This window comes from Nocardia sp. NPDC049737 (assembly GCF_040674755.1).
Taxonomy (GTDB): Bacteria; Actinomycetota; Actinomycetes; order Mycobacteriales; family Mycobacteriaceae; genus Nocardia.
The window spans coordinates 406,319-432,302 of the sequence record NZ_JBFANH010000002.1 but is presented as its reverse complement, the minus strand read 5'-3'; the positions used below and the strand labels follow the sequence as shown (position 1 = coordinate 432,302).

The window sequence follows — 25,984 nt, the reverse complement described above, 5'->3', positions numbered from 1 at the left end:
CTGTGTCAACACCCCGGGCCCCGCCGCATTCCACCGCACGGATGGTTCTGGATGAAAGAATGGAAATCACACCTGCGTAAACTGGTAGCCGGTCCTGCGGTCGTCGACGCGTATCGCGGCTCGGCACGAACGTCGAGCTCGACGTGGAGGCGCGAATGTCGCGGATCGGCCAGTCATTCCAACGTGCGCGCCGTCGCACCACCATCCTGTGGGGCATCACGCTCGCGGCTGTCATCGTATTGGCGGCAACAGCGGTGCTGGTCGCGGTGCGTCACACCGGTCGGGTGGCGAGTGGTGCGTGTCCGGATGATCCGTTGGCGTCGGCTCCCGGCTGGGCGCCGTCGAACGATCGGGTGGACGTGCCGATCGATGTGCATCCGTTCGTCGGCAACGGCTATCTCGGCTTGCGCGTACCGCCGCGCGGCATGGGATACACCGCGACCGATGAGATGACCGGCTGGCCGCTCTACACGCCCGCATACGACGGCGCTTTCGTCGCCGGACTCTATGCGCATACTCCGGGTGTGGCCGATAACCGCGAGGTCGCGGCGGCCATTCCGAACTGGTCCGGATTGTCGGTCGGTGTCGGTACGCACACCTATTCACCCGCCACGCCCGCTGCCCAGATCTCGAACTTCGCACAAACGCTGCACCTGCGTTGTGGACTGGTGCGGACCCGGCTGACCTGGACCGCGCCCGATGGCAAGGCCACCGATCTGGTCTACGACGTACTCACCGACCAGTCGGATCAGCATGTCGGCGCGGTGCACGTCACGTTGGCGCCGCACTGGTCGGGCGAGATGGTCGTCTCCGATCTCGTCGACGGCGCCGGTGCCCGACGAGTCAGCCAGTCCGAGGTGGGCGCTCGCGATGACGACACGATTCGAGTCGGATTTCGTACCGACGGCACCGATGTCGACGGCGATATCGCCTCCGTGCTACGCCCGGGGGCGGGTATCGCTTCGAACGCGATCGAGCCGACACCACCGGGCCGCGATCTCAGTGCGCGCCAGGATGTTCGGTTTCCGGTGCGCGACGGCGGCACGTATCAGGTGACGAAGTTCGTCGGGGTCGACACCACCCGTACCTCGCCTGATCCGGCGGCGACCGCGTTCGAGGCGGCACAGCGCGCCGTGCGGACGGGATGGGCGAACCTGCTCGCGGAAACAGCCGCGGCATGGCGGGTGCGGTGGCGCGGTGATATCGAGGTGCCCGGCCAGCCCGATATGCAGACCTGGGCGCGCGGTGCGTTGTATTCGCTGTACTCCAGCACGAATCCGAAACAGGACAACAGCATTTCGCCCGTCGGGCTCAGCAGCGACAACTATGGCGGCGCGGTGTTCTGGGATGCGGATATCTGGTCGTTCCCCGGATTGCTGCAGCTCGCACCGGAACTGGCGAAATCCGTGGTGGACTACCGCTTTCGGACGTTGCCCGCCGCGCGCGCGAACGCTCAGCGGCTCGGCTACCGCGGTGCATTCTACCCCTGGACCAGCGCGAGCCGTGGCGATCTCGACGAATGCCACAGCTGGGATCCGCCGCACTGCCTGACCCAGATCCATCTGCAAGGCGATGTTTCCCTGGCGGCCTGGCAGTACTACACGGCTACCGGCGACACCGGCTACCTGCGCGAACGCGGCTGGCCGGTGCTGCGCGCACTCGCCGAATTCTGGGCCTCGCGGGTGACGCGCAACGAGGACGGCAGCTATTCGATTCGCAATGTCGCTGGTCCCGACGAGTACAGCAACGGGGTGAACGACGCGGTCTACACCAATGCCGTCGCTGCCCTGGCCCTGCGCAATGCCGCACGTGCGGCTGAGATTCTGGGTGTACCGCGCCCGCCCGAGTGGACCGTTATCGCCGATGGTCTGCGCATGCCGTTCGCTGGCAACCAGCGGATATTCGAACAATTCGACGGCTACACCGGCACTCCCATCAAACAGGCCGACACCGTGCTGCTCATCTACCCCCTGGACTGGCCGATGCCGCCGGATGTCGCGGCCAATGTGCTCGAATACTATTCGGAGCGAACGGATCCCGACGGCCCGGCGATGACCGATTCGGTGCATGCTATCGACGCGGCGAAAATCGGCGTCCCCGGTTGCGCCACCGACACCTTCCTCGAACGCGCCGTCCGCCCGTTCGTCCGCGCCCCCTTCGGCCAATTCGCGGAGGCTCGCGGCGCCAAGGTCGGAGCCGAAGACCCGCTCGCCGGTGCGCCCGCCTTCACGTTCGTCACCGCGGCGGGCGGCTTTTTGCAAACCTTCACCAACGGCCTGCTCGGACTGCGCTTCGACACCGACGAAATCCGCATCGCTCCCACGCTTCCACCAGAGCTCCGCGACGGTCTCAGCATCCATGGAATCCATTGGCAGGGCCGAACTTTCGACGCAACCATCGGCGCCGACAAAACCGAACTGACCCTGACCGACGGCCAACCGCTACAAGTCCGAACCGATACCGAAACCCACCGTCTCGACAGCGAACTGACCATCCCGACCCGCCGCCCCGACCGCACCCCCACCGACAACCTCGCCCGCTGCAAACCAGTCACCACCAGCTCCGACGAGCCGGGCAAATACGCCGAAGCCGCCGTCGACGGCACCCCTGCCACCGGCTGGTCCCCCAACGACCCCACCGCAACCCTCACCGTCGACCTAGGCCAGGAAACTCACGTCGACCGAATCCTCCCCCACTGGACCACCCCCACCCCGACCACCTTCACCACCTCCCCCGACAACCAAACCTGGACCCCCATTACCCCCGACCCAACCACCGGTTCCCTCCCCACTCCCCTCTCAACCCGCTACATCCGCCTAGAACTCACCACCCCAACCCCAAACCCCCACCCCATCCTCCAAGAACTCGAAATCACCGGCCCCCGAACCTGACTCGCAACGACCGGTTTTGCGCACCTCACGGCGGGTCGGGCAGGCCGAGCGCCGGTGCGAGCACGCGCCAGGCCCGCGGCAGTTGGGCCTCGAAATCAGGCCAGGTGTGCATGCCCGTCGGGGCGTAATCGACGGTGGCCGGGATATTCAGCTCCGCCAGTCGTGCGGCGAAGCGTTCGGTACACGAGCGCGCCCCGGCTTCGAGGGCCAGACCACCGCCCGCCGTCTTCAGGGCTTCGACAAGCTCCGGGGAGTGCGATACCGCGACGAGGTCGGCGTCGGTCGGCAGGCCGGTCGCCGCGGACAGGTAGATGGTGGTGCCGCGCAACTGCGGAGCGCCGAGCAGGCTGTCATGCGCATTCCACTCCGGTGATCCAGGTGGGCCCCAAAGGTTTTCGACATTGCCGCCGCGCGACGCGACGGTGATCGTGGTGACGGCGCGGCCGAGATCGTCTGCGGTGGAATAACATCCACTCATCCCCGCGACCGCACGGTAGCGCCCTGGATACCGCTGGGCCAGCATCATGGCCGCCTGCGCCCCCATCGACACACCCGCGATCGCCCGCCGCCCATCGGTTTTCAGATACGACTCGATAATCGGCGGCAGCTCGGCGGTGAGAAAAGTTTCCCACCGATTGAGTCCGAGAGTGGCGTCACGCCGCATCCAGTCGCTGTACATGCTCCCGGTACCACCGCTGGTCAACACCACATCGACCGGCTTGTCCGCGAAGAACTCCGCCGCACGCCCCTTGGTCAGCCATCCGGAGACCGCCTCGCCGTCGACGCCATCGAGCAGATACAGCAATGGACGCGGCCCGGAACCGCTGCCGCGCAACACATCCACCGTAATGACCCGACGCATGGCGGCCGAGGCGATGGCGAAACGTTCGTGGCGCGGCCCGACCGTCTCGATGCTGATCGTTCCGGTCCGTGTCATGGCCGGATCAGTGGCGGGCGGCGGATCCGCGAGTGCGGGCACGGACGCCAGCGCGGCGATGAGGGCCATCGCCGCCGCGGTGATCGGTGCTCGAAAACTCATAATACGACGGCGGCTCGCTCTGCCTGTCTGGCCGCGGCGCGGTCGCGCTGCTCCTCGAAACGTGTTGCCTTGATCGCCAACTCGTCGAGAAAGGCGCCGAGTTCGTCGCGGGCGCGTTCGCCGACGTCGGACAGATCGGTGCGTTCGAAGACATTCCAGGCGCGCAGCACCGGCCGCAGCACGACATCCAGGTGCTGGCGTAAGTCGTAGATGCCGTTCTTGGCCAGGATGACCGCATTTCGCCGGAAGTTGGGCTGGGTGAGTCCGGGCATCTGGAACCGCGTGACGATATCGGTTATCGCACGCAGGGCCTCGTCGGGTGCGAGGTCGAGGGCGGCGGCACTGAGGTTGCGGTAGAAGATCATATGCAGGTTCTCGTCGGCGGCAATCCGTTGCAGCATACGCTCTGCGATGGGCTCATCGCAGGCGGCTCCGGTATTTCTGTGACTTATTCTGGTCGCCAGTTCCTGCAGTGTCACATATGCGACCGAGCGAAGGAACTGCGGCCCCTTCTCCGGTTTCTCGACACCCAATGTCATATGCGCCATTCGGGCCTGTTCGAGTGCCACCGGGTCCACCGCGCGGGTGACCACCAGATAATCGCGCATGACGATCGCATGCCGGTTTTCCTCCGCGGTCCAGCGCCCGACCCAGGTGCCCCAGACTCCGTCCAATGAGAACGACTCCGAGATCTCCCGGTGATAGGAGGGCAGATTGTCCTCGGTGAGCAGGTTGGTCACCATGGCGGTCCGCGCGACCTCCGATAGCTTCGATTGTTCCGGATCCCAGTCGAGGCCGCCCATGGCCGCGAAATTCCGGCCGTCATCCCACGGCACATAATCGTGTGGATTCCACGCCTTGGCCTTGTGCAGATGCTCGTCGAGCTGACGTTCGGCGATAGGCTCCAGTTCGCGCAGAATAGCGAGATCGGTCAACGCGTTCGTCACACGTACTCCTTTGTTCACCCCCGAATCGAAGATAGGTGGACTAGTTCAGGCCGAACGAGTGATCAGTCGATCGTTGGGTGAGATGACGACAGGCCGATGACCAGGCTGGAAGCCATCACAACCCGGCAGATCGGCCAGCCGATAGAGCCCCGGCGGGCGCCCCTCGGCGAGGTGCCGGGCGAGCAGTTCCTGCGCCGACCCGGCCAGTTCGGGAATCCGGGCGGTCTCACCGGAGGCCACCACCGCGGTCAGCGGTACCTCAGCGGCATCGCTGACCAGCTCGAGCACATCCGGGGTGAGCGCGAGGGGTGTCATGGCGGATATCTCGTCGATCGGCACCAGGACCGTGCCGCCCTCATCGGACAGCAGCGACAGCGCTCGGGAACCGAGTGGCATCGCCAACGCCGCCTGGACCCGGCGCAGCTTGCGGCGGGCCGCGGACGCAGCACCGAGTCCGGGTCTTCGCTCGTCCGGATGCGCGGGAATCGCGAGGGCGACCACCTGGTAGGACGCGGCGACACTGATACCGGCGCGCCCGGCCAACCGTGCGACGCCATGCCCGCTGAGCAGGGCCGATACCAGGGTTTGCGCGGCGGTCTGCTGTTCCCGAGCGACCTGGCGGTGTTCGTCCAGATAGGCCGTCGACGTCGCCGTCGTCACCATTTCCAGCACGCGCACGATCAATCCCGCCGCGGCCGCCACCTGATCGGCATCCTCGTCCGCCGCCTGTTCGGCGAGAAATTCCAGCCCGACGCGCACCCCGTCGTGATAGGCGTCCAGCACAGTTTCCAGCGCTACCCCCTCACGCGCCCACCGTGCGGCCGATCCGGTGATCATCGCGGGCTGCTCGGCAACCGGAGCCAACTGCGGTTCGAGTACTTGCGCAGCCTCGGCCACGCAGGTCCGTGTGATAGTACCGAGATCTCCGCGCTGCGTGGCTCGGGCCTGAAAAGTCAAATATTCGACCAGTTTCGATTCCAGACTCGTACTTCCCGAGCCAGCCTGTTTGCCCACCATGACTCTGAAAGGCTAGCGGCGTTCGGACGGAAATCGAATGCCTGGTCCGGTAATTAGGAAAGTCATCACACCGCACCGACAAGCTTGGGCGAAATCACAAGCAGCTGAGCGATTCTCATCGGAATATTTCGGTAATTCGGATGATCGGATATGCTCGGTGAGACCGGAGTGCACCCCCGGGACACTGACGTGAGTGCGCCACCCTGGTACGACGGCTGTAACACCGGGCGACAATCCACCGACGGCATCGAGGACAGCCACCGGCGAACCCACAAGCTGTCCCGTGACCAAATTTGAATCCCTGTGCTGCGGGTCGTGTGCCCGATAGCACCGAGCGCCTTGTACCGTTCCGTTCGGTGAACCCGGACAGTGCAAGGCGACGAGTCGAAGGATGGCATCAGACCATATGAGCGGCACGCGAGAAAAGCTGGAGGAACTCCGGGACATCCTGGAGATCGCCGAGGAACCCGCTGGCGAGACCGGTATCGCGAAACGCAAGACCAAGGGCATACCGAGTGCACGCGAGCGCGTACGCATGCTGCTGGACCAGGGCTCCTTTGTGGAAATGGGCGCGCTGGTGCGCCAGCCGGGCAGCACTGAAGGCATGTACGGCGACGGTGTGGTCACCGGCCGCGGTTACATCGACGGCCGGCCGGTCGTCGTGATCGCCCACGACCAGACCGTGTACGGCGGCTCGGTCGGCGAGATGTTCGGCCGAAAGGTCGCCGCCGCAATGGAATTCGCGCAGGAGAACGCCTGCCCGGTGGTGTCGATCAACGATTCCGGCGGCGCCCGTATCCAGGAGGCGGTCACCTCGCTGGCCTGGTACGCATTGATGTGCCGACGCCAGGAGGATCTGTCCGGCTTCGTGCCGATGGTCGCGGTCATGCTCGGCAAATGCGCGGCCGGTTCGGTATACGGCCCGGTCAATATGGATGTGCTGGTCGCGACCGAGAAATCGTATATGTTCGTCACCGGCCCGGAGGTGATCAAGGGCGTGACGGGCGAGGTGGTCAGCGCCGACGATCTCGGCGGCGCCGCCGCCCTGCAGGCCAACGGCACGGTGCACCATGTCGCCGCCGACGAGCAGGCCGCCTTCGATTGGGTCCGCGGCTATCTGAGCTACCTGCCGTCGAGCTGCCTCGAACAGGCTCCGGTGGTGAATCCGGGACTGGAACCGGAGATCACCGCCCACGACCTCGAGTTGAACTCGATCATTCCGGATTCCGACCGGTCCGGTTATGACATGCACGAGGTGCTACTGCGCATCTTCGATGACGGTGATTTCCACGAGATCAGCGCTGGTACCGCCCAGAACCTGATCACCGGATTCGCCAGGGTCGACGGTCGCAGTGTTGGCGTGGTCGCCAATCAGCCGCAGGTACTCGGCGGCGCACTGGACGGACTGTGCTCGGATAAGGCCGCATATTTCATCCGCCTGTGCGATGCCTTCGGCCTGCCGCTGATCTTCGTCGTCGACACCCCCGGTGTGCTGCCCGGTCTCGAAGAGGAACGCAACGGCGTCATCAAGCGCGGCGGCCGGTTCTTCCGCGCGGTGATCGAGGCCACCGTGCCGATCGTCTCGATCGTGACGCGCAAGGCCTACGGCGGCGGCTATGCGGTGATGGGCTGCAAGCCGCTGGGCGCGGACCTGGCTCTGGCCTGGCCGACGGCACAGATCGCGGTCATGGGCGCCGAGAGCATGGTCGGCATCATCGGCCGCAGGCAGCTGGAGGCGACCCCGCCCGAACAGCGCGCCACCGTGCGTCAGCAGATGATCGATTTCTACAATGCCACCGTGGCCACCCCGTGGACGGCAGCCGAACGCGGCTACATCGATGCCGTGGTCGAGCCGTCGCAGACCCGGCTGGAGATCCGCAGGGCGCTGCGCCTGCTGCGCGAGAAGGGCGCGGTCAGGAAGCACAACCCGCGCAAGCACAGCCTCTTCCCCGTCTAGGCCCAGTTTGTGTTGTGTCACAGTGCAAACGTGCATCGGTCGTGTGATATCCGAGGTTCGTTCGCACGCCGCGCGGCCCGATAGCGCTGTGTCCTAACGTCATCCGTGCCCGACCCGTGTTCGCCGCACGACAGCCGGGCGCGCGGCGTGCCCACCGAGAGTGTCCCTACCCATTCCGAGTGGGTGCGCCGCACTTGCGCACTAGGCTTGATCCGGACGTGTCCCGTGATTGCCCCAAATGCGTTCCACCGTGGCCCATTCGGCCTCCCACAACCGGGCCCTGCGTCGGTCGAGCGCGCGGCGCAGCAGTGCATAGCCGCAGCCGAAGCAGACCGCTATCCCGAAGACCATGCCGGTGCTGATCAGCAGTGCCTTGCTCAGTGCCCGGGTATCCGACGGCGGCTCGGTGACCTTGCCCGAACCGTCGAGCCAAATCTTCACCGTGGCACCGGCTTTCATCACTCCGGTGGCCTGGTAGTCACCGGTATGCGTGACACCCTCGGCGTCGCGCCACTGCACCCGGGCCGGGGTGATGGGCGCGTAGAGCGGTGCCTTGCCGACCTCGATCACCGTCGCGTCGACCTCGTGCAACCGTGCCGCTTCGGCCCGCGCGATGCGATCTTCGGTCTGGTAGATCCGGCCGCCGACCGCCATCGACAGCAGCGGAGCGCTGATCAGGAACAACAGCGCGAGCACCGCGGCGACCGCCAGTTGCAGACGATCCTCACGGCGGCGCATCGGATTTCGATCCAGGCCGACCCGGCGACAGGTGCGGCGGACGACGCTCGGTGACCCGGTTGCTGTGGTCATGACGATGACACCTCGCTCTGGAATTCAGCTGTCAGCCCGTGAAGGGTGTCGAAGAATGTGTCGATGAGATCAGGTAATCCGTCGGTGTCGGTGCCCGCGCCCCAGACCTGCAGGGCGGCGATGAGCAGTCCGGTCCCCGCCGCGACGGCTGCCTCCGGGCGCCGATCCACCGCGGGATCGACACCGAGTCTGGCGGCGATGATCCGCACGGATTCGCGCTGCCCGTCGAGTCGGATGCGCTGATAGCCGGCGGCCAGCGTGGGTTCCGCCTCGAAGCGTTGGAACAGCGCCCAGCGCCTGGCCAAGCGCGCCACCTTCGGACCGGTATGTTCGGTGGCCAGCCAGTCGTGCAGGGCATTGCGGTAGGCGACCAGCGGCGACTCGCGCGCGGGGCGGCGGCACAGCGCCTCGTTGAACAGGTGCACGTCCTGATCGATTTCACCGAGTACGGCATCCTCGATGGAAGAGAAATGACGACTGAAGGTCCGCCGGGTGACCCCGGCGCGCTCGGCTATGTCCTCGACGGCCACCGAACCCAACCCGCGCTCGTTGAGCAGGTCGAATGCGGCGCGCGACATTGCCGCGCGACTGCGGAGCGTGCGCAGCCGACGGCCGTCGAGGTCGAGGTCGACTTCGTCGTCGATACCCATACCGGCAGTCTACGCCCTATTGTCCCATCGGGACATTAGTTCGGTGTGATCAGCATCAGGGTTTACGTGCCAGGCCGGTGACAATGAGCTGCTCCCAGACAGTGAGCTCACGGCCGACGGTGCCGACCGATGCCGCGTCGCCCGCGGGCGCATCTGGTCGCCACTGCGCCGATGGGACGATATCGGGCTCCAGGACTTCCAGGTCGCCGAAGAGGCCACGGATCTCCTCGGTGTCGCGCCAGCGGCCGCGCCCGAAGGTGGACTGCAGTTTCTGTTCGGCGGCGGTGGTCTCCGAATTGTGGCCGGAGCGGAAGTGCGTGATGAATACGTGGCTGCCGGACGAAATCTGGTCGTTCCAGAAGCGCACCACGGCGGCTGGATCCTCGTCGTCGTTGAAGTGGTGCAGGATCGAACTGAAGATGACGCCGACGGGCTGCTCGAAATCGATCAGCCGGGCGACATCCGGATGGTCGCGGATCGATTCGGGGGCGCGGGCGTCGGCCTGGATCACTGTGGTGTTCTTATCGGTGACCAGCAGCGCGCGGCCATGTGCGAGCACGATCGGATCGCTGTCGACGTAGACGACCCGGGCGTCGGTGACGTACCGCTTCGCGACCTGATGCACATTGTCGGCGGTCGGCAGGCCGCTGCCGAAGTCGATGAACTGCCGCATACCCGCCCGGGCCATATCGCGCACCCCGCGGATCAGCGCCAGCCTGCTGGTGAAGGCGATCGCCACCGAACCAGGCAGGTTCATCTTGAAGTGATCACCGATCTCCTGGTCGACGAGATAGTTGTCCCTACCGCCGAGCAGATAGTCATAGACCCTGGCGATACTCGGTTTGCTCTGATCGATCTCCCGGTCCAGCCGAGTTGGGGGCGCGGCATCGTCGGTCATTGTCAACACCTTCGTCCACGGGACCTGTGCGGTTCCTATCGTATGAGACCCGGCATCACACCGTACGCACTTGACGAACCCGGCGTCGCACCCGTACCACGCCGAGTTCGGTTGTCCCGCTTATTGTTTTCGGCGTATCAGCGCGAGTCGCCCGGCGCCGCTGGATGATCGACCGTCTCCGGATGCCGTTCACACAGGGCGCGCAGCAATCCAGGGGTGTACTCCGGTGGCGCGGCATGGACCGATAGTTGATTGGCCACCGCGCGATACGCGTCGAGGTCGGCGGTCTTGTCCAGATACAGCGCACTGGTGAGTTGCTGCAGATAGACGATGTCGGGGAGATCGGCTTCGGTGAAGCGCAACATGGTGAACGCACCCTCCGCCAACGCCGGACCGCCGACATGATCGGGCAGCACCTGCACGGTGATATGCGGCTCCTCGGCGATGCGCAGCAAATGCTCGAGTTGGGCACGCCACACCGTCGACCCACCGATCGGCCGGCGCAGCGCCGCCTCCTCGACGATCAACCACAGCTGCGGCGGATGCGGGCGACGCAATATCTCTTGACGGCGCAACCGCAGCGCGACCCGCCGCGCGATCGCCTCCGCCGATTCGGCCGGATGCGCCATGGAAAGCAATGCCCGCGCGTAGTCGGCGGTCTGCAGCAGTTCCGGCACCGCCCTCGGCTCGTAGCCGCGGATCAGCTTGGCGGCCTGCTCGAGTCCGAGATAGGTGTCGAACCACTTCGGCAACCAGTCGCTGTCGCGATGCCACCAGCCAGAGGCGTTGGCCTGACGCGCGAGTTCCTTGAACTCCTCGCGCTCTTGCGGGTCGGTGACCCGGTAGAGCGTAAGCAGATCGAGCAGATCGCGTTCCCGGAAACCAGTGCGGCCCAATTCGAGTCGGCTGATCTTGGAATGCGAACCGCGGATCGCCTCGCCGGCATCCTCGCGGGAGATGCCACAGGCCTCACGCAGCCGTCGCATCCGACTGCCGAGCATCATCCGCAGCACGGTCGGCCCACCGTCGGCAGCAGGGTTCTTGCCGGAAAATGAATGTCGCACTTCCGAAGCACGCATTCGACGAGTCTGCCATGAAATAGCCGCACCGCACTAGAACCAAAATGCCCCATTTCCACAAGCATTCGTACATCTGCAAGTACATTGCGGAACGTCCCCGGTTCAGCGCAGTAGCACCTCCGCGGTTGCCCGACCGAACAGCTTGCGACCGTCGGAGATCGCGGTGAGTGCGATGGTCGCCGCGCGGCGGTCCGGATCCAATGCCTTGACCCGCCCGCGGAATTCGACCTCGCACTGCAGGGTCGCCGAGACGGGGGCGAATCCGGCGAACCGCACACCGTATTCGCTGATCGCGGCCGGATCGCCGAGCCAGTCGGTGAGATAGCTCGCGCCGAGCCCCATGGTCAGCAGGCCGTGCGAGACCACACCGGGCAGTCCCGCGGCAACCGCGACATGCTCGCTGAAGTGGATCGGATTCGAATCACCCGATACCCCGGCATAATTCACCAGATCACCGCGCGAGAGCGGCACGACGCGGATGGGCAGTTCGGTACCGACCCGCAGTTCGTCGAACGCCAGCCCGCACGGCACGCGCACCGGAGTCTGGTCCACACCACCATCGGGCAACACCTCGTCGAAGCATTCGACCATGCCGCCGTCCAACGCATGCCGCGGCAGCCGCCGGGTCGCGTCCTGCCGCTGCGACAGCGCCTCGCCGCTCATGATGACGCCATCGACCGCGGTGACCAGTTCGGTGGCCACCTCAGCGCCGGTGCGGGCCACCACGGTGGTGTGCGCGGTCTGCAGCAGTTCCTTGTACTGGTTGGTCAGCACATTCCGGATGACCATGAAGTCCATATCGCTGAACTGCCGGAACGATTCGACATAGGAGTCGCAACGCAGTTGGTCACCGGCGACGAGTGGCCGGTGCGCCCGGATACTCTGCTCGGTCTGCAGCACCTGGCTGAAGTCGTAACCGCTCAGCACCGAATCGAACATCTTGCGCTGGAGCAGCAGCCAGATGATCGAAGAGAAGGTGGGCGGTGCGATGAGTCCGTCGTAGCCGAGCTCCCATGCCGCCTGCTCCTGCCAGTGCGCGGGGTGGCCGCCCCGAACCGCCCGGGCGAATTCACGAATTTTCTCCCGCCCGACCTCGTAATGGTCGGACATCCGATAGTGGCGCCCCACCATCGCGCTGGCTTGTTCAGATCCACTCAAAACCGTCACGTGTCATAAATCGCTACCCCGATGTCAGGCGCAACACTAATAGCTGATCGCCATGAATCTCTTAACATTCATCGGGCGCGGGGGCGCCCTGCAGGCGCTGATCCAGCCAGATCATCGCCTCCGGATAGCCGAGTGCCCCGGCGATGATGTGTTCACCGAGAACGCTCCGATAAACGGCCGAGACTCCGAGCCCGCACTGCTCCCGGTAGAGGTTGCGTGCGCCCTCGGCCGGAATCCAGAATTCCTGCTCACCGTTGTAGATGTAGAGCGGTGTCGCGGACTTGATGCCCGCCATGCGCGTCACGTCATAAATCTCGGTGGCGACCTCGGAGTGCAGCGGATCCGGAATCTTGGCGGCGATGTCAATCGGCAGCATCAGCAACCCGACCGCACCGAATACGCTGCCACACAGGTCTTTCAGCGGTGACGTAGCCGCCCACTGCGCCAGATTGTTCATACTGGCCAGGACCTCCGGACGCTCCCTGCCGACGCCGAAGGTCGCGGCCAGGAAGACCCCCGAGGCGAGGTTGCCGTTCATGCTGCGCCCAAGGATTTCGTAGTCGGCGGGCACACCACCGAGCGCGGCACCGACGATCGATCCGGCCAATTCCGGCGCGTAGCTGTCGATCAGCTTGACGGCGCCCTTAGTGGCGATGGCGCCGCCGGAGTAGCCGGTCATACCGAATCGGCTGTCGCCGAATTCGTCGGGGCGCAATCCGCGCACCGCGCGAATGGCATCGAGCACGGCGTGTCCGGCGACGTAGGGCTCCGCGTAGGCCATCCACGGTCCCTCGTGGTCCGGGATCAGCACCGCGTATCCACGCAGCGCCGCCAATTGCGTTGTGGGCGGCAAGAAGTCGGTGATGCTGGTATTGCGTGACCAGCCGTGCGAGAAGGTGTAGCTCGGCGTGCAGTCCCGGCCGAGCGCGTCGATCGGCAGGTTGTTCACCACGACCGGCCTGTTACCCGGACCGGGCCATGCGGTGGCCGGAATGATCAGTGTCGCCGTGGCATACGAGGCCGCACCCCGCGAATCGGTGGTGCGGTATTTCAGCAGTAGAGCCTGCCGCATCGGCACCAGCACCAGCGGCGCGGCCGTCACGCTGACATCGCGCACCTCCACGAGCTCACCCGGCGCGTAATCCTCCAGATTCGCCGGCCAGGCGTCGAAGATGGGGTCACCAATGGCGCTCGGCGCCGAGGCTTGACGCAGGGCGGCCAGCCCAGGGGACAGGCTGGTGGCCTCCTGCGTCGGACCCGAAAGATGCGTCCCGGCAGCGATCGGTGGCGGCGGGATGACACTATCGATCCACTGCTGCAGATCCGGCAGTATCGAAGCGACATCGGTCGGAATCGGCAAAGCGGGCAGGCCAGGAATCGCGGGCGGCGGTTCGGCCGCCGCCTCCCCCATCGCGACCGGACACACCAGCAATAGCGCGAAAACGATGACACGCAAACAGCTCATTGACACATGCCCCAGGGTGCGACGACGGGTTCCCTGGCGCCCGGGGTTTTATGGTGCCTTCGACCCCGAAATGCCCCTGAGTACCGAGGCCAGGAAATCAGGCTAACCGAGACGACCGGCCCGGATACCTCACTGTGCCCGAGTTGTGTGTGTCATGTCGCCGAATCGCAACAATCCGAGCCGAATCCGCTTGTCCAGCAACGCTGATCCGGGCTCGGTCACGATCCGGCATCCGCCGGATCGCACCAGTTCGTTCGTGCTCGTTATCAACAGTTGCTCGGCGCGACCTCCCCTCGGAATCGCGCGTCCAACCAGTTCATCGCCGCCGGAATGCCCAGGACCGCGGCGGTGAGGTGGTCGGGAACCGGGATCTGCTCGGACTGCACCCGCGCCCCGGCCGCGCACCAGCGCTTATCGGTATTCACCACCGCATCGACCGGAATGAGTCCATCGATCGGCGAGTGCCATTCGAAGATCGGCGTTTTCGGCACGCCGTCGTAGAGTTCGAGGCTGTTCTCCTCGACCACCGCGCGTGCGGAGGCATCATTGATCATCGAGGTCGACTTCGCGAAGTCCAGTGCCCCGCGCCCGGCGCCCGTGGCCAGGATGTCATTGGTGCAGCTGTTGGCGATCGCGGCCCGCGCGGCGAGTCCGCGCTCATTCAGTTGGTCACTGAGCGGGAAGCGGTCCGGATACTCCCGCTCCAGGCCGAGTCCGGCCGCCAAGGCTAGTCCGAAGACCGGATGCGAGTTCAAACCGAGGGTCTCCAGCATGGTCACCAGATTCATCGGCACACCGCCCATCGCGGCTCCGGCGATCTCCAGATCCGGCGCGTACTTCGGCGCCAGGGCGGCTGCCCATGCGGTGGCCATACCGCCGCCCGAATACCCGATCATCGACACCGGGCTCTGCTGCGCCTGCAGTTCGGCGACCTGCTTCACCGCGCGGATACCGTCGAGGGTGATCATGCCGCCCAATTTGGCCGCGCCGTAAGCGAAATTCGGACCGAGGTGATCCGGCAGCGCGACGCTCCAGCCGCGCGAGAGCAGCACATTCCAGCCCGGCGCCTCCCGGACGATGAGGTTCGGATCGCCGGTGTAGAGCACCCGCGATACCGAGCACTCGGCGCCGAGCCCGTTGATGATGTGCTGGTAGGAGAGCAAGGGGCCGTCCGGGGCGTGCGACTTCGGAGTGAGCACCGTGGTGGTCGCCGCGATCGGCTGACCTTCGGAGCTGGTGGAGCGGAAGCGCACGACGGTCACGGCGGTATCCGGGAAGATCGCCAGCGGCGGCATCACCCGCGTCGCGATCACATCACCGGGTTTCTTATCCGCCAGATCGGGCGGTGTTGCATAGAAGGGGTCGGGATCAGGGGTGGGATACAGGGGTGTGGTGTGGGCGACGCCTGCCGTCGCCGTCAACACCATCAGCAGACCGATCGTCATGGCCAGCGACTGTTTGCCGGTCGCTCGAATCACACCGTGGAGTGCGCGAATCGGTCTACGTAGGGCCTGTCTCATCGACGTATTGCCTCCGGGAGAGAGTTTGGTCCAACGTTGCGAACATAGTCGACCACGATTGCCGCGAAGGCAAAGGGCAAGCGAAATGTTTTGAGAAATCACAACTCTCGGATGCGCTAACAGTGGTCGACGGCCCGGCGCCTTCGTGACTGTCTCCGATCGCGAGGTGTCGTATCTGTGACATGTCCAGCAGATCGATCGGACCATGTTCGACACCACGGTGCGGGACTTACCGTCACACCTATCGACGCGGCGAGTCGGGTCGGAAGGAGACGGTGGCATGGACGGCACTGTAAAAACTGGAACGGATTACACCGAGCGAAACTCGGCGTATCCGATGGATATCCAGGATCCACCGACGCGACGGGTCACCGTCCACTTCGACGGTCCGACCCCCGAGGACGCACTCGCTCTCGAGTACGCCGCCACCCGAACCGAGGCGTGGGAATTCACCTCGGCCGCGGTCAACGCCGGACTCACTGTGACGGTCGACAGCAAGGTGCGACCTGGCCTGCGTCGGCTGCCGTGCCGCTCGCTGTGGCACTGACGGCGGCCGTGGCCCCGCTGCCGTAAACCACTGGGCGGCCACATCCCGGTATGGCTGTTGCGCCGCCGCACGATGACTACTCTCGGATGGTGGACACCATGCGGGAGGATCGACGTTGACCCAGCGGAATACCGAACGGGCACGATGGGGGGCCGCCCTGCTGTGCTGCGGCGCGCTGGTCCCGGCCGTGGCGGCGTGCGGCTCCGACGAGACATCCTCGGCCGCGGCGACGACTACGACGACGGCAACTACGGCCGCGCCCGCCCCCACCACTCCCCTTGCCGCGCTGCCGAGCGTCGATCCCTACGCCGGTATGCCGCTCATCGGCCACACCACCTGGACCGAGGGCGTCGACGGCCCCCGCCTGCTGGTCTACCCCACCGAGGCGGGGCGGCGCGAGGCCTTCCCGAATACCGAGGACCGGGCGTGGCAGGAGGTACTCGCGGACTCCCCCGACGCCGATACACCCGGAATGCGTGACCAGTTCGTCTGTCACTGGGTCTGGGCCCGCATGGTGCAGCCCAACAAGGAGAGCTGGAATCTGGAACCGTGGCGGCCGGCGGTCGGCTATGAGGCGACCGTCCAGGCATCGTGTAACCCCGGAGGACCCGAACGCTGACGAAAGGACCCACATGCGCGTTGTCATCGCAGGCGGACACGGAAAGATCGCGCTGCTACTCGGCAAGATACTCACCGGGGGCGGCGACGAAGTCGACAGCCTCATCCGCAATGCCGACCATGCGGACGAGGTCGCGGCTACCGGCGCACGACCGGTTATCTTCGATCTCGAGCACAGCACGGCGGCCGAGCTCGCCGCCGTTGTAAAGGGTTCCGAAGCCGTGATTTTCGCCGCGGGTGCCGGTGCGGGCAGCGGGACGGCCCGCAAGTACACGGTGGACAAGGGCGGTTCGGTGCTGTTGGCCGATGCCGCCGAGGCGGCCGGTGTCCGGCGGTTCGTGCAGATCTCGACCATGGGGGCTGGTAAGCCGCCCGCACCGGGCACCGACGAGGTCTGGGCCGCCTATATCGACGCCAAGACCCAGGCCGAGGACGATCTACGTGCCCGCGATCTCGATTGGACGATCCTGCGCCCCGGGCGGTTGCTCGATACCGCCGCGACCGACCGGGTACTGCTGAGCACGCCACCCCTGCCCTTCGGCAGCATCGCCCGTGCCGACGTGGCCGCCGTCCTCGCCGAAATTCTGCCCGCGTCACAGACCGTGCGCACCACTTTGGAGCTCGTCGCAGGCGACACTTCGGTAACGCGCGCGGTCTCGGATATCGGTAGCCAGTCGGTCGCCGAAGGCGGTGCCCCACTTACCGATTGATATTTTTCGCCGCTAGAGCCGCTAGATTGGAGAACATAACCGTGTTCAGCCGTATCACTTCCATGAAGCTGCGACCCGGATCCCGCGGTGAATTCCTCGATGTGGTCAGCCGCAGTGCCGCCGCATCGGTACGCGAGGAACCTGGTTGCCTGCGATTCGATGTGTGCGCCGACCGCGTTGATCCGCACCGGTTTTTCCTCTACCAGGTCTATATCGATGAGGAGGCCGCCGAAGCGCACCGCTTCACCGAGCATTTCCTCGCCTGGCGCTGCGCGGCCGACCGATATGTGGAGCCGGGCACTCAGGTTCACTACAGCACCGATGTGGTGATCAATGCGAAATGATCGCGCAGAATTCGCTACGCATCCGCGCCGGTTCGCGGATGATTAGCAGGCGCGAAAACCCAACTGCGAACGCATAATCGATCGTGCAGATGTGCTTGCATATGAAAGGCACACCGACCTAAACTCAGTCCCGCAAGGCATTACAGGGGACAACCAGGGGAGGCCGCGTGGGTGAACCGAGGGTCGATGTTGCCAAAGGTTTGCTGCCGCCAGACGTCAGGGGCGTTCGAATGGACCAACCACTTCACGGCGGCCGGCTCGGAATCGCCGAAGCCGCACTGGCCGACCAGCCAGCGAACGGTATAACAACTATGAGCACACCGTCGACCCGAAGCGGACAGCGCAGTACCGCGTACTCGCGAGAAACCGCAGTCGCGTTCGTCATCGATGCCGTCGAGTCAACCGGTGCGGCCACTCGACACGATTTCGATATCGACCGGATCGTCACCACCGCGCATGCGATGGCCGACGACTGGGACCTCGAGGCCCTACAGCCGACGACCTTCTGGCGCATCGCCTCCAGCTTCATCAAGCAGTGATCGGCAAGCACCGACCACTGCATCCAATGATGTAGCAGCGCAACCGAATTGCGTTACACCTCGGGCGGCGATGCCCACTGTGCCGTATATGCCCGCAGTGCGACCTTGGCCTCACGCAACAGATTCGGGTCACCGTCGGGATCGGATCGGAACGCCTCCTGCAGGACGGCATCGCCCATGAGATGGGCTGCGCGGCAGGCGATATCGAGTCCTTCGATATCGGTCACCGCGCCTTGGGCGAGCATGACCTCACGCAGCGTCACCGCCATCCGGCGTTTGTGCTCGCGATCGGCGGCCCGTGCGGCCTCGTTGAAATCCTTGCCGAACCACAGCGCGCGGAAGCCGGGCTCGGCCCGGTAGACCTGGGCGAACGCGTCTATCAGCACGCCGATCGGATCGTCCCAACGCTCGCCGCGCGCGAGCTCGAGCAGCATGGCCGCCTTGGCCTCCAATTGCTCGATATAGGCCGCGGCAAGTGTTTCGATGACCGCATCGCGATCCGGCAGGTACTGATACAGCGAGCCAACCGAAATCCGTGCCTCCGCAGCCACTCTGATCATGGTCAGCGCCTCGACGCCCTCCGTGGCGATCAGTCGATCGGCCACCTCGAGCACCCGCGCCAACCGCTCCCGGCTGCGCGCCTGAATCGGCACGCGACGCAGGCTCGCCTCGGGGAGTGCGTGGATCGGCACGGATTACCTCCGAACGTAATGTGAATCATATTCAGGTTTGGGTAGAGTATCCGGATGACCACCATCGCACCAACTGAACGCGCCCAGGTGGCGGCGGCCTGTCATCGCTTGGCCGCACACGGGTTGCTGATCGGCACCGCGGGCAATGCGAGCCTGCGCTGTGGTGATCTGGTCGCCGTCACGGCTACCGGCGCGGTGCTCGCGGAGGTCACCGTCGAGGACGTCACCGTGGTCGACCTGTCCGGACAGGTGGTCGCGGGGCGCTACGCACCCACCTCCGAGTTGGGTTTGCATCTCGATATCTATCGCGCCTGCGCCACGCAGGCGGTCGTGCACACCCATGCGCCCAAGGCGACTGCCATCGCCTGCGTGCTCGACGAACTGCCGGTCATCCATTACCAGCAGCTGCTGCTCGGCGGTGCGACAACAGTCGCCCCGTTCCATCCCTTCGGCACCGTCGAGCTCGCGGATGCCGTGCGAACGGCGTTGCAGGGCAAGCAGTCCGCGCTTATGGCCAATCACGGCGCGGTCACCATCGGCGCGTCGCTGGACCAGGCCGTCGAATCCGCACTGCTGCTGGAATGGGCCTGCGCGCTGTATCTGGACGCGATGACGATCGGCCGGCCGCGCGAACTCACCCAGCAACAGCAGGCCGCGGTCGTCGAGGTGGCACTGCGCACCGGATACGGCACCCGCAAACCGCTGGAGAAGGGCACCGAATGAACGTAATCGCTTTGGGCGCACATGTTTTGGATATTTTAGTACGACCCGTCGCGGCTGTACCGGAGGGGCAGCAGACCGCCCTGGTCGAGGACATCCGCATCACCCCGGCGGGTACGGCCGCGGGTACCGCGCTGACACTGGCCAAACTCGGCGCGAGCGTACGAACCGCGGGTGCGATCGGCACGGACACCTCCGGCGATATCCTGCTCGCGCTCCTCGCCAAGGCGGGCATCGATACGAAACTGGTGGTGCGCAAGCAAGATCAGCCCACCTCGTCGTCGGTGCTGCCCGTCCGTCCCAATGGCGAGCGTCCCAGCCTGCATCTGTTGGGCGCCAATCCGTTCTACACCCTCAACGATATCGATTGGGCCGCACTGACCGCCGCCGACCATCTGCACCTCGGCGGCCCGGAGCTGATCGGCCCGGCCATTGCCGCGCGAATCCTGCAGCATGCCAAGGACAATGGTGTCAGCACCTCCGTCGATCTGATCGCGCCCGGCGCGCTCGGCAGCCTCGACGCCATCGCCGAGGTCCTCCCGCATACCGACTACTTTCTCCCGAATGACGAACAGGTGCTGGGCTTCACCGGAACCACCGATCTGATGGCGGGCTGCGAAGTGCTCAAGGACGCGGGCGCAGGCATTCTGGCGATCACCCGGGGCGCCGACGGCGCCCTACTCGTCGGTCCGGACAACCATCAGCACATTCCCGCGTTCGCCGTCGACGTGGTCGACACCACCGGCTGCGGCGATGCCTTCTCCGCCGGTTTCATCCGGGCCATCGCACTCGGCCGGAATCTGCGTGCCGCCGCGATACTCGGCAATGCGGTCGCTGCCCTGGTCGCCCGCGGACTCGGCAGTGACCACGGCGATTTCGATCTCGCCGCCGCGGACGCGTTCGCAGCCGAAACGAGCACTATCGACCCGAACGAGCCGGGTCGATAGCGATATCAGGCGTTCTTGGCGTACTCGGCGAGGATCTTCAGCGACTCGCCGGGCGCCTCGGCCTGCACACTCAGCCGGTCCATGACCGAGAGGTACAGTGCCAGATCCTGTTTCCGATCCAGGTACAGCGCACTGGTCAGATGTTCGAGATAGACGATGTCAGGCAGCTCGGTCTCGGCGAAACGCAAGATGCTGAACGAACTACCCGCGGCCGCGTGCTCACCCGCCGAGTACGGTAGGACCTGCACCGTGACGTTCGGTAGCTCCGCCAACTCGATGAGGTGTTCCATCTGCTCGCGATGCACCCGCGAACCACCGACCGGCCGATGCAGCGCGGCCTCATCGATGATCGCCCAGACGATCGGCGGGTCGGCGCGGCGCAACACCTCCTGCCGACGGATGCGAACCTGCACGCGGCGGTCCATATCGGCGTCCTCGTACCCGAGTGACATTACGGCCCTGGCGTATTCGGGCGTCTGCAGCAGCCCGGGCACCAGGTGCGCCTCGTAGGTACGGATCTTGGTCGCGGCCTGCTCCAAGCCGAGGTAGGTACCGAACCAGGATGGCAGCAGGTCGCTGTAGCGATGCCACCAGCCTGGTTCGTTCGCCTGCCGTGCCAGATCAAGGAAACGCTCCCGCTCCTCGACGTCGGTGACGCCGTACAGGGTCAGCAGGTCGCGGATATCGCGTTCCTTGAAACCGGTGCGACCCAACTCGAGACGACTGATCTTGGCGTGTGAACCGCGGATGGCGTCACCTGCGGCCTCACGGGTGATGCCGTTCTTCACCCGGAGGTCACGCAACTGCCCGCCCAGCGCGATCCGCAATACAGTCGGACCACGTTCCACTACAACCGATTGCACACGACCGTCGTCATCGGGTTCTGCGATCATGAAGTCATCTCCGATACTCGGGTTTGACCACAGTGTGTCACAAATACCACATCCAACACACCGCACCGATCGCCTATGTTACCGCTCAGCTAGTCAGGTCGTCGAACTCCCCGGCCTTCGCGCCGCGCACGAACGCGTCGATCTCCGGTCGAGTGTAGAACAGGATGCCACCTTCCGGGTCGCGTGAATTGCGAACGGCGATAGAACCATCCGACGCCTCCGCGACCTCGACGCAGTTACCGCCCGACGGACCACTGAACGAGCTCTTGCGCCACGCACCTTTGATCTTGGGTGTACCGGTGTCGAACATCTTCCCCACTCCTCGGCTGCTTCCAGTGTGAGATGTACGCTCGAGCGGCTTTGCAGATGTGCGCTCAAACGTTCTTGCATTTGCACCAACATCTGCAAGATAGCACGAAGCTCCGCTATGCGGCACAAAAGAATTCAGACCTGCCGGTTCCCTTCGTGGCCCCTGTTCAACGCGTTACGTCAGTGCTGTCCGCGGCTGTGCGCGCCGCACCCGCAATGGGTGATCGACCGCTCGATCCCGCCGGTCTCGTCGGCGCGAATCTTGTACTGTCACAGTGCACATCGGCCGTGCCGGCCACTCGCGACACCCGCCGCCTGAGCAGTCCGGTTCACCGTTTATCAGCTCGCCGAGGAGTCCAGCCCCATGTCCGACGATCACACCCCGCTCATCCGGACCGACATCCCCCATTCCGCGCGCATCTGGAACTACTGGATGGGCGGTAAGGACTATTACGAAATCGACCGGATCGCAGGTGATGCCGGCGTCGAGGTGGACCCGGACATCACCACCATGGCCGTGCAGTCGCGCCAGTTCCTCATTCGTGCGGTGCGTTACCTGACCGGCGAGGAGGGCATCCGCCAGTTCCTCGATATCGGCACCGGCCTGCCGACCATGCAGAACACTCATGAGGTCGCCCAGAGCGTCGCGCCCGAGTCGAAGGTCGTCTACGTCGATAACGATCCACTGGTCCTCACCATGGCGCGCGCGCTGCTCACCAGCACGACCTCCGAGGGCGTAACCACCTATGTCGACTGCGATTACCACGATCCGGAGCAGATCATCGCCGACGCCCGCAACGTACTCAATTTCAATGAGCCGATCGGTGTGATGTTCATGGGCGTGCTCGGCCACGCCAAGTCCTATGACGAGTTGCAGCGCATCGTGCGCACCGTGGTGGCCGCGGTGCCCTCGGGCAGCTTCCTGGTCATGTGGGACGGCACCGACGACAGCAAAGAGTATGTGACGCTGTGTGAGAACTACACCGGCACCGGCGGCGCACCCTATGTTCCCCGCCCGCAGGCCGAAATCCGTGCCGTCTTCGACGGTTTGGAATTGGTCGAGCCCGGATTCGTCTCGATCACCCAGTGGCGCGCCGATGCCGCCGAGGTCGGCCGGATCCGGCCGATCTCCGCCTACGGCGCGGTCGCGCGCAAACCTTAAAGCGCAAGCGGCACAACGGCGGTCATCGGCCACCCGGCCGACGACCGCCGTTCATATTTCTGTTGGTCGTTCGTGCAAATGTACTTGCATCTGTAAGCGCCGACGGCCTAGACTCGGAACCAGAATCGGGGAGGTACGCAGGGAGTTCGCGCCGGCGTCACCACAATCACCTCCCCATCCGGTAGACGCGAGGGGCGATCGAGATGAGTACGCCATTCCGAACTCCGCGCGGGGCCACGATCGCCGGCGGATCCGGGATCAACACCCTGCGGCAATGCTCGGCGCCGGAGTACGCGCCACTCGACTGCGGTGTCGAACCGCGCGGCCTCACCTATCGGCAGGCCCGCGAGATCTTGCATCTGCACGAGGTGCACGGCCCGCAGTGCCGCCAGTGGCTCGCCGCTGCGGCCTACCTGTCTGCCGGACTGGACGACGAATAACGTTCGACCCCAACGGGTCCACCAGAACAGCTTCCAAATCGCTTCGCACGCAGTGATGTTCGTGCGGATGTACTTGCATCTGTACGACACACCGCTCTAAACTCGTGCGCGACAAGGGAGTTTCGCATCCGAGAGCCCGTGCCGCTGTCGCCATCGGAATCTCGGCGCCAGAGCCACAGGGGCATTCGCATGAATCCACCACACGCTGCCGGTCGACTCGGGATCGCCGATATCGCCGCGGCCTATGGCACCGAGGCATTGCAGCGGCGCATCGCCGAACTACACGCCAGCGGCCAGCACTACGCCGCCATCGCAATAGAACGCGAAATCCGTAGCGGCGCAGCGGTAGCTGATTCAGAGCTGCGGAATCGGCAAGGCGCAGCTTAGATCCCGCTGCCCGCCGATGAGCCAGGGGTGAAGGTGCACACCGAATTCGGATGTACGGGAACGACGACGCGGGCGAACCGCGCGCAAACGCCGACCCCGAGGCTGACGTCAAGACGGCTGGTCATGAATTTTCGACAATCCGCGCCGGAGCGCTGGAGCGTCCCACCACCGCACATGGCACGCATGTGGGCAATCCACAACGTTGCCGCGCCGCAATAGATTTCGCGTAGCCTTCCCTGGTTCATAACCATTTCGTATAGTGATGTAACGATTCGGGCGCAGATCTATCACGTCCGATGTGGCACTGGAAGCGACGCGTATGACCTTCTCCGCGCTGGATCTGTCCGTCGAGCCGACGGAACCTGTCCTCGAGATCGGCGGCCAGCCCGCGTCGATTCCCCTACTCAATACCGACCGCGTCGCCTCGCGCATGGTCGGCTACTTCGCGACGTGTATGGCGCCTTGTCGCACACTGCCCGGGGAGCAGTTGCGCGGCGATGTCACCAAGCTGACCCGCAGCTGCCTGGCACTGGCCGCCGAAATGTTCGACAAGCGCACGGTTCCGGGCGAGGAACAGTTGGGCGAGGTCAGGGAGGCAGCAGCGCAATGGGCCCGTGAGGCGGTGCCGCTGGGCACCATCCTGCGCGCCTACCACGAGGGCCTGCGCATCGCGTTCGGACTGGTGACCGCGCGCGCGAAGGCCGACGATATCGATGAACTGCTGGTCGCCACCGACCTCATGCTCGAATTGCTGGAAGCGATCACCGCGGCGGTTTCGGATGCCTACGTCGAAGAACAGCATCTCGTCGCGCGCGAACACCAGACCGCGACGCAGACACTGGCGTCGGCGCTGCTGAGCGGTCGGGGCAGCTCCGCACTCGCCCGCCAGGCCGGCATCCCCATCGCCGACTCGTATCAGGTGGTCGCGCTATCGATTCCTGAGCATCCGGACGAGCGTGATCCGCGGGTCGACAGCCATGTGGCCGCCCGCAGGAAGCTGCGCCGACTGCAATCGGAACTGGCCACCGCCTTCGAATCCCGGGTGCTCGCCTTGCTGAGCACCAAGGGCGGCACGCTACTGGTCCCGATCGAGGACGACGCACCGGTCCTGACCGCCGAAACGCTGCGACTGCTCGCCGAATCCGCCGAGGTCGCGCTGACCGCCACGCTGGTCACCAGCGAGACCGATCAGATACCCGATGCAGCCGAACAGGCCCACGAACTACTCAATCTGGTGCGGGTCGGCGGACGCAATCCGGGCCTGTATCAGATGGCCGACCTAGCCGTGGAGTACCAGCTCACCCGCGGCGGTCCCGCCACCCGACGCATCGCGACCATTCTCGATCCGCTCGACGCCCACCCCGAACTGTTCGACACCATGCGCGCCTACCTGGGCAACGATATGAACCGCCAGCTCACCGCGCGCCAGCTCTATGTCCACCCGAATACCGTCGATTACCGACTGCGCCGCATCGCTCAGCTGACCTCGATCGATCTGGCCACCTCGGCCGGCATCTCACAGGCCGCTATCGCATTGCTGGCGCGCGATTTGGACCGCAGCGTGGCCCGACGGCTGTAAATTGCAGCCTGATGCGGATTTGTGCTGGTCACGAGATCACAAAGGCGTCATCCTGGTAGTGCCGCGACCTCTGGATGGTGGATTATGCGAATAGCGGAAATCTTGCACAGCAAGGGCAGCGACGTGGCGACCGTCGCGCCCGAGACCACGGTACGGAACCTGCTCGGCACGCTCGCCGAGCGCAATATCGGGGCGGTGGTGGTATCGCCGGACGGCAACCGGATCGCCGGCATTGTCTCCGAGCGCGATGTGGTGCGCAACCTGCACACGCGCGGCGCCGCGCTGCTCGATACGCCCGTCTCGGAGATCATGACCGTCGATGTGCGCACCTGCGCGCCCGACGACCGGGTCGACGGACTGCGCGGCACCATGACCGAGCACCGCATCCGACACCTGCCCGTGGTCCGCGACGGCCGGCTGATCGGCATCGTCAGCATCGGCGATGTGGTCAAGAGCGCGATCTCCGAACTGGCGACCGAACGCCAGCATCTGGTCGAGTATGTACAGGGGCAGTACTGACCCGTCGTGGATATCCGCGACAGGGCCCTTGCTAGTTGCGCTTGTCGAAAGCCGTTGGCTACGAGAAAACTTCGAAGTCGCCCGGGAAAGTGCGTATCGTTGGTGACGTCCAGCGCGGTTCTCGGAGGGAGCGACACC

The 25,984-nt window shown here is 65.1% G+C and carries 27 protein-coding genes; 14 read left to right on the top strand and 13 right to left on the bottom strand.

All coding sequences use genetic code 11. The features are described 5' to 3' along the window. The first annotated feature begins 155 nt into the window (after nucleotides 1–155). The gene (locus AB0J47_RS04950; protein ID WP_364340598.1) at nucleotides 156–2,891 is read left to right on the top strand and encodes a discoidin domain-containing protein; all 2,736 of its coding nucleotides are present in this window, start codon (nucleotides 156–158) and stop codon (nucleotides 2,889–2,891) included. 25 nt (nucleotides 2,892–2,916) lie between these two features. Here the strand turns inward: AB0J47_RS04950 and AB0J47_RS04945 are convergent, their stop codons facing one another. From AB0J47_RS04945 to AB0J47_RS04935, 3 genes are read right to left on the bottom strand one after another with little or no spacing between them, the layout of a single operon-like run. After that, nucleotides 2,917–3,930, bottom strand: coding sequence for an alpha/beta hydrolase family protein (locus AB0J47_RS04945; RefSeq protein ID WP_364340596.1), 1,014 nt, complete (start codon nucleotides 3,928–3,930; stop codon nucleotides 2,917–2,919). Next, on the bottom strand, nucleotides 3,927–4,877 hold the full coding sequence (locus AB0J47_RS04940; protein WP_364340594.1) for an acyl-ACP desaturase: 951 nt from the start codon (nucleotides 4,875–4,877) through the stop codon (nucleotides 3,927–3,929). Before AB0J47_RS04940 ends, AB0J47_RS04945 begins: the two co-directional genes overlap by 4 nt. A 45-nt stretch (nucleotides 4,878–4,922) precedes the next feature. After that, the gene (locus AB0J47_RS04935; protein WP_364340592.1) at nucleotides 4,923–5,774 is read right to left on the bottom strand and encodes a transcriptional regulator; all 852 of its coding nucleotides are present in this window, start codon (nucleotides 5,772–5,774) and stop codon (nucleotides 4,923–4,925) included. Between the two features lie 526 nt (nucleotides 5,775–6,300). Here AB0J47_RS04935 and AB0J47_RS04930 point away from each other — a divergent pair. Then, nucleotides 6,301–7,851, top strand: a complete 1,551-nt coding sequence (locus tag AB0J47_RS04930; protein ID WP_364340590.1) for an acyl-CoA carboxylase subunit beta — start codon at nucleotides 6,301–6,303, stop codon at nucleotides 7,849–7,851. A 201-nt stretch (nucleotides 7,852–8,052) separates the two neighbouring features. Here AB0J47_RS04930 and AB0J47_RS04925 read toward each other — a convergent pair whose 3' ends face one another. The 7 genes from AB0J47_RS04925 to AB0J47_RS04895 all read right to left on the bottom strand — a co-directional run bounded on the left by AB0J47_RS04925 (nucleotide 8,053) and on the right by AB0J47_RS04895 (nucleotide 15,365). Further along, complete coding sequence (locus tag AB0J47_RS04925) at nucleotides 8,053–8,661, bottom strand: hypothetical protein (protein WP_364340588.1); 609 nt, start codon at nucleotides 8,659–8,661, stop codon at nucleotides 8,053–8,055. Further along, complete coding sequence (locus AB0J47_RS04920) at nucleotides 8,658–9,311, bottom strand: helix-turn-helix domain-containing protein (protein ID WP_364340586.1); 654 nt, start codon at nucleotides 9,309–9,311, stop codon at nucleotides 8,658–8,660. Before AB0J47_RS04920 ends, AB0J47_RS04925 begins: the two co-directional genes overlap by 4 nt. A gap of 55 nt (nucleotides 9,312–9,366) precedes the next feature. Next, nucleotides 9,367–10,209 (bottom strand): SAM-dependent methyltransferase, encoded by an 843-nt coding sequence (locus tag AB0J47_RS04915; RefSeq protein WP_364340584.1) that lies wholly within the window; start codon nucleotides 10,207–10,209, stop codon nucleotides 9,367–9,369. A 137-nt stretch (nucleotides 10,210–10,346) separates the two neighbouring features. Then, nucleotides 10,347–11,288: a helix-turn-helix transcriptional regulator gene (locus AB0J47_RS04910; RefSeq protein WP_364340582.1), complete on the bottom strand. Its 942-nt coding sequence runs from the start codon at nucleotides 11,286–11,288 to the stop codon at nucleotides 10,347–10,349. 102 nt (nucleotides 11,289–11,390) lie between these two features. After that, the gene (locus tag AB0J47_RS04905) at nucleotides 11,391–12,455 is read right to left on the bottom strand and encodes a fused (3R)-hydroxyacyl-ACP dehydratase subunits HadA/HadB (protein ID WP_364340580.1); all 1,065 of its coding nucleotides are present in this window, start codon (nucleotides 12,453–12,455) and stop codon (nucleotides 11,391–11,393) included. Between the two features lie 61 nt (nucleotides 12,456–12,516). Further along, entirely contained in the window at nucleotides 12,517–13,920 is a 1,404-nt protein-coding gene (locus AB0J47_RS04900; protein ID WP_364340736.1) for a lipase family protein, read from the bottom strand. Nucleotides 13,921–14,186: 266 nt separating this feature from the next. Next, nucleotides 14,187–15,365 carry a lipase family protein gene (locus AB0J47_RS04895; RefSeq protein ID WP_364340734.1) on the bottom strand — a complete coding sequence of 393 codons (1,179 nt, stop codon included), beginning with the start codon at nucleotides 15,363–15,365 and terminating at the stop codon, nucleotides 14,187–14,189. 355 nt (nucleotides 15,366–15,720) lie between these two features. On the opposite strand from AB0J47_RS04895, the gene AB0J47_RS04890 reads away from it, so the two are divergent. The 5 genes from AB0J47_RS04890 (at nucleotide 15,721) to AB0J47_RS04870 (ending at nucleotide 18,198) form a co-directional block, all read left to right on the top strand. Next, nucleotides 15,721–15,987, top strand: coding sequence for a hypothetical protein (locus tag AB0J47_RS04890; protein ID WP_364340578.1), 267 nt, complete (start codon nucleotides 15,721–15,723; stop codon nucleotides 15,985–15,987). A 115-nt stretch (nucleotides 15,988–16,102) separates the two neighbouring features. Further along, nucleotides 16,103–16,606, top strand: a complete 504-nt coding sequence (locus AB0J47_RS04885) for a DUF2599 domain-containing protein (RefSeq protein ID WP_364340576.1) — start codon at nucleotides 16,103–16,105, stop codon at nucleotides 16,604–16,606. A gap of 13 nt (nucleotides 16,607–16,619) precedes the next feature. Then, the gene (locus AB0J47_RS04880; RefSeq protein ID WP_364340574.1) at nucleotides 16,620–17,315 is read left to right on the top strand and encodes an NAD(P)H-binding protein; all 696 of its coding nucleotides are present in this window, start codon (nucleotides 16,620–16,622) and stop codon (nucleotides 17,313–17,315) included. Between the two features lie 62 nt (nucleotides 17,316–17,377). Next, entirely contained in the window at nucleotides 17,378–17,659 is a 282-nt protein-coding gene (locus AB0J47_RS04875) for a putative quinol monooxygenase (protein ID WP_364340571.1), read from the top strand. 311 nt (nucleotides 17,660–17,970) lie between these two features. Next, a complete protein-coding gene (locus tag AB0J47_RS04870) occupies nucleotides 17,971–18,198 on the top strand; it encodes a hypothetical protein (RefSeq protein ID WP_364340569.1) in 228 nt (75 codons plus the stop codon). Between the two features lie 53 nt (nucleotides 18,199–18,251). Here AB0J47_RS04870 and AB0J47_RS04865 read toward each other — a convergent pair whose 3' ends face one another. Then, nucleotides 18,252–18,890 (bottom strand): TetR family transcriptional regulator, encoded by a 639-nt coding sequence (locus tag AB0J47_RS04865; RefSeq protein ID WP_364340567.1) that lies wholly within the window; start codon nucleotides 18,888–18,890, stop codon nucleotides 18,252–18,254. A 54-nt stretch (nucleotides 18,891–18,944) separates the two neighbouring features. On the opposite strand from AB0J47_RS04865, the gene AB0J47_RS04860 reads away from it, so the two are divergent. After that, a complete protein-coding gene (locus tag AB0J47_RS04860) occupies nucleotides 18,945–19,613 on the top strand; it encodes a class II aldolase/adducin family protein (RefSeq protein ID WP_364340565.1) in 669 nt (222 codons plus the stop codon). Continuing rightward, nucleotides 19,610–20,557: a carbohydrate kinase family protein gene (locus AB0J47_RS04855; RefSeq protein ID WP_364340563.1), complete on the top strand. Its 948-nt coding sequence runs from the start codon at nucleotides 19,610–19,612 to the stop codon at nucleotides 20,555–20,557. The genes AB0J47_RS04860 and AB0J47_RS04855 overlap by 4 nt, the downstream gene beginning before the upstream one ends. A gap of 5 nt (nucleotides 20,558–20,562) precedes the next feature. Here the strand turns inward: AB0J47_RS04855 and AB0J47_RS04850 are convergent, their stop codons facing one another. After that, complete coding sequence (locus AB0J47_RS04850) at nucleotides 20,563–21,450, bottom strand: helix-turn-helix transcriptional regulator (RefSeq protein ID WP_364340561.1); 888 nt, start codon at nucleotides 21,448–21,450, stop codon at nucleotides 20,563–20,565. 85 nt (nucleotides 21,451–21,535) lie between these two features. Further along, nucleotides 21,536–21,760 carry a DUF397 domain-containing protein gene (locus tag AB0J47_RS04845; RefSeq protein ID WP_085998535.1) on the bottom strand — a complete coding sequence of 75 codons (225 nt, stop codon included), beginning with the start codon at nucleotides 21,758–21,760 and terminating at the stop codon, nucleotides 21,536–21,538. A gap of 363 nt (nucleotides 21,761–22,123) precedes the next feature. Between AB0J47_RS04845 and AB0J47_RS04840 the strand changes: the two genes are divergently transcribed. The 5 genes from AB0J47_RS04840 (at nucleotide 22,124) to AB0J47_RS04820 (ending at nucleotide 25,846) form a co-directional block, all read left to right on the top strand. Next, entirely contained in the window at nucleotides 22,124–22,921 is a 798-nt protein-coding gene (locus tag AB0J47_RS04840; protein WP_364340558.1) for an SAM-dependent methyltransferase, read from the top strand. A 203-nt stretch (nucleotides 22,922–23,124) separates the two neighbouring features. Further along, complete coding sequence (locus AB0J47_RS04835) at nucleotides 23,125–23,361, top strand: hypothetical protein (RefSeq protein ID WP_364340556.1); 237 nt, start codon at nucleotides 23,125–23,127, stop codon at nucleotides 23,359–23,361. Nucleotides 23,362–23,550: 189 nt separating this feature from the next. Further along, a complete protein-coding gene (locus tag AB0J47_RS04830; protein ID WP_364340554.1) occupies nucleotides 23,551–23,748 on the top strand; it encodes a hypothetical protein in 198 nt (65 codons plus the stop codon). A gap of 298 nt (nucleotides 23,749–24,046) precedes the next feature. Next, the gene (locus AB0J47_RS04825; RefSeq protein ID WP_364340552.1) at nucleotides 24,047–25,327 is read left to right on the top strand and encodes a helix-turn-helix domain-containing protein; all 1,281 of its coding nucleotides are present in this window, start codon (nucleotides 24,047–24,049) and stop codon (nucleotides 25,325–25,327) included. A gap of 84 nt (nucleotides 25,328–25,411) precedes the next feature. Further along, the gene (locus AB0J47_RS04820; protein WP_364340550.1) at nucleotides 25,412–25,846 is read left to right on the top strand and encodes a CBS domain-containing protein; all 435 of its coding nucleotides are present in this window, start codon (nucleotides 25,412–25,414) and stop codon (nucleotides 25,844–25,846) included. The last annotated feature ends 138 nt before the right edge of the window (nucleotides 25,847–25,984 follow it).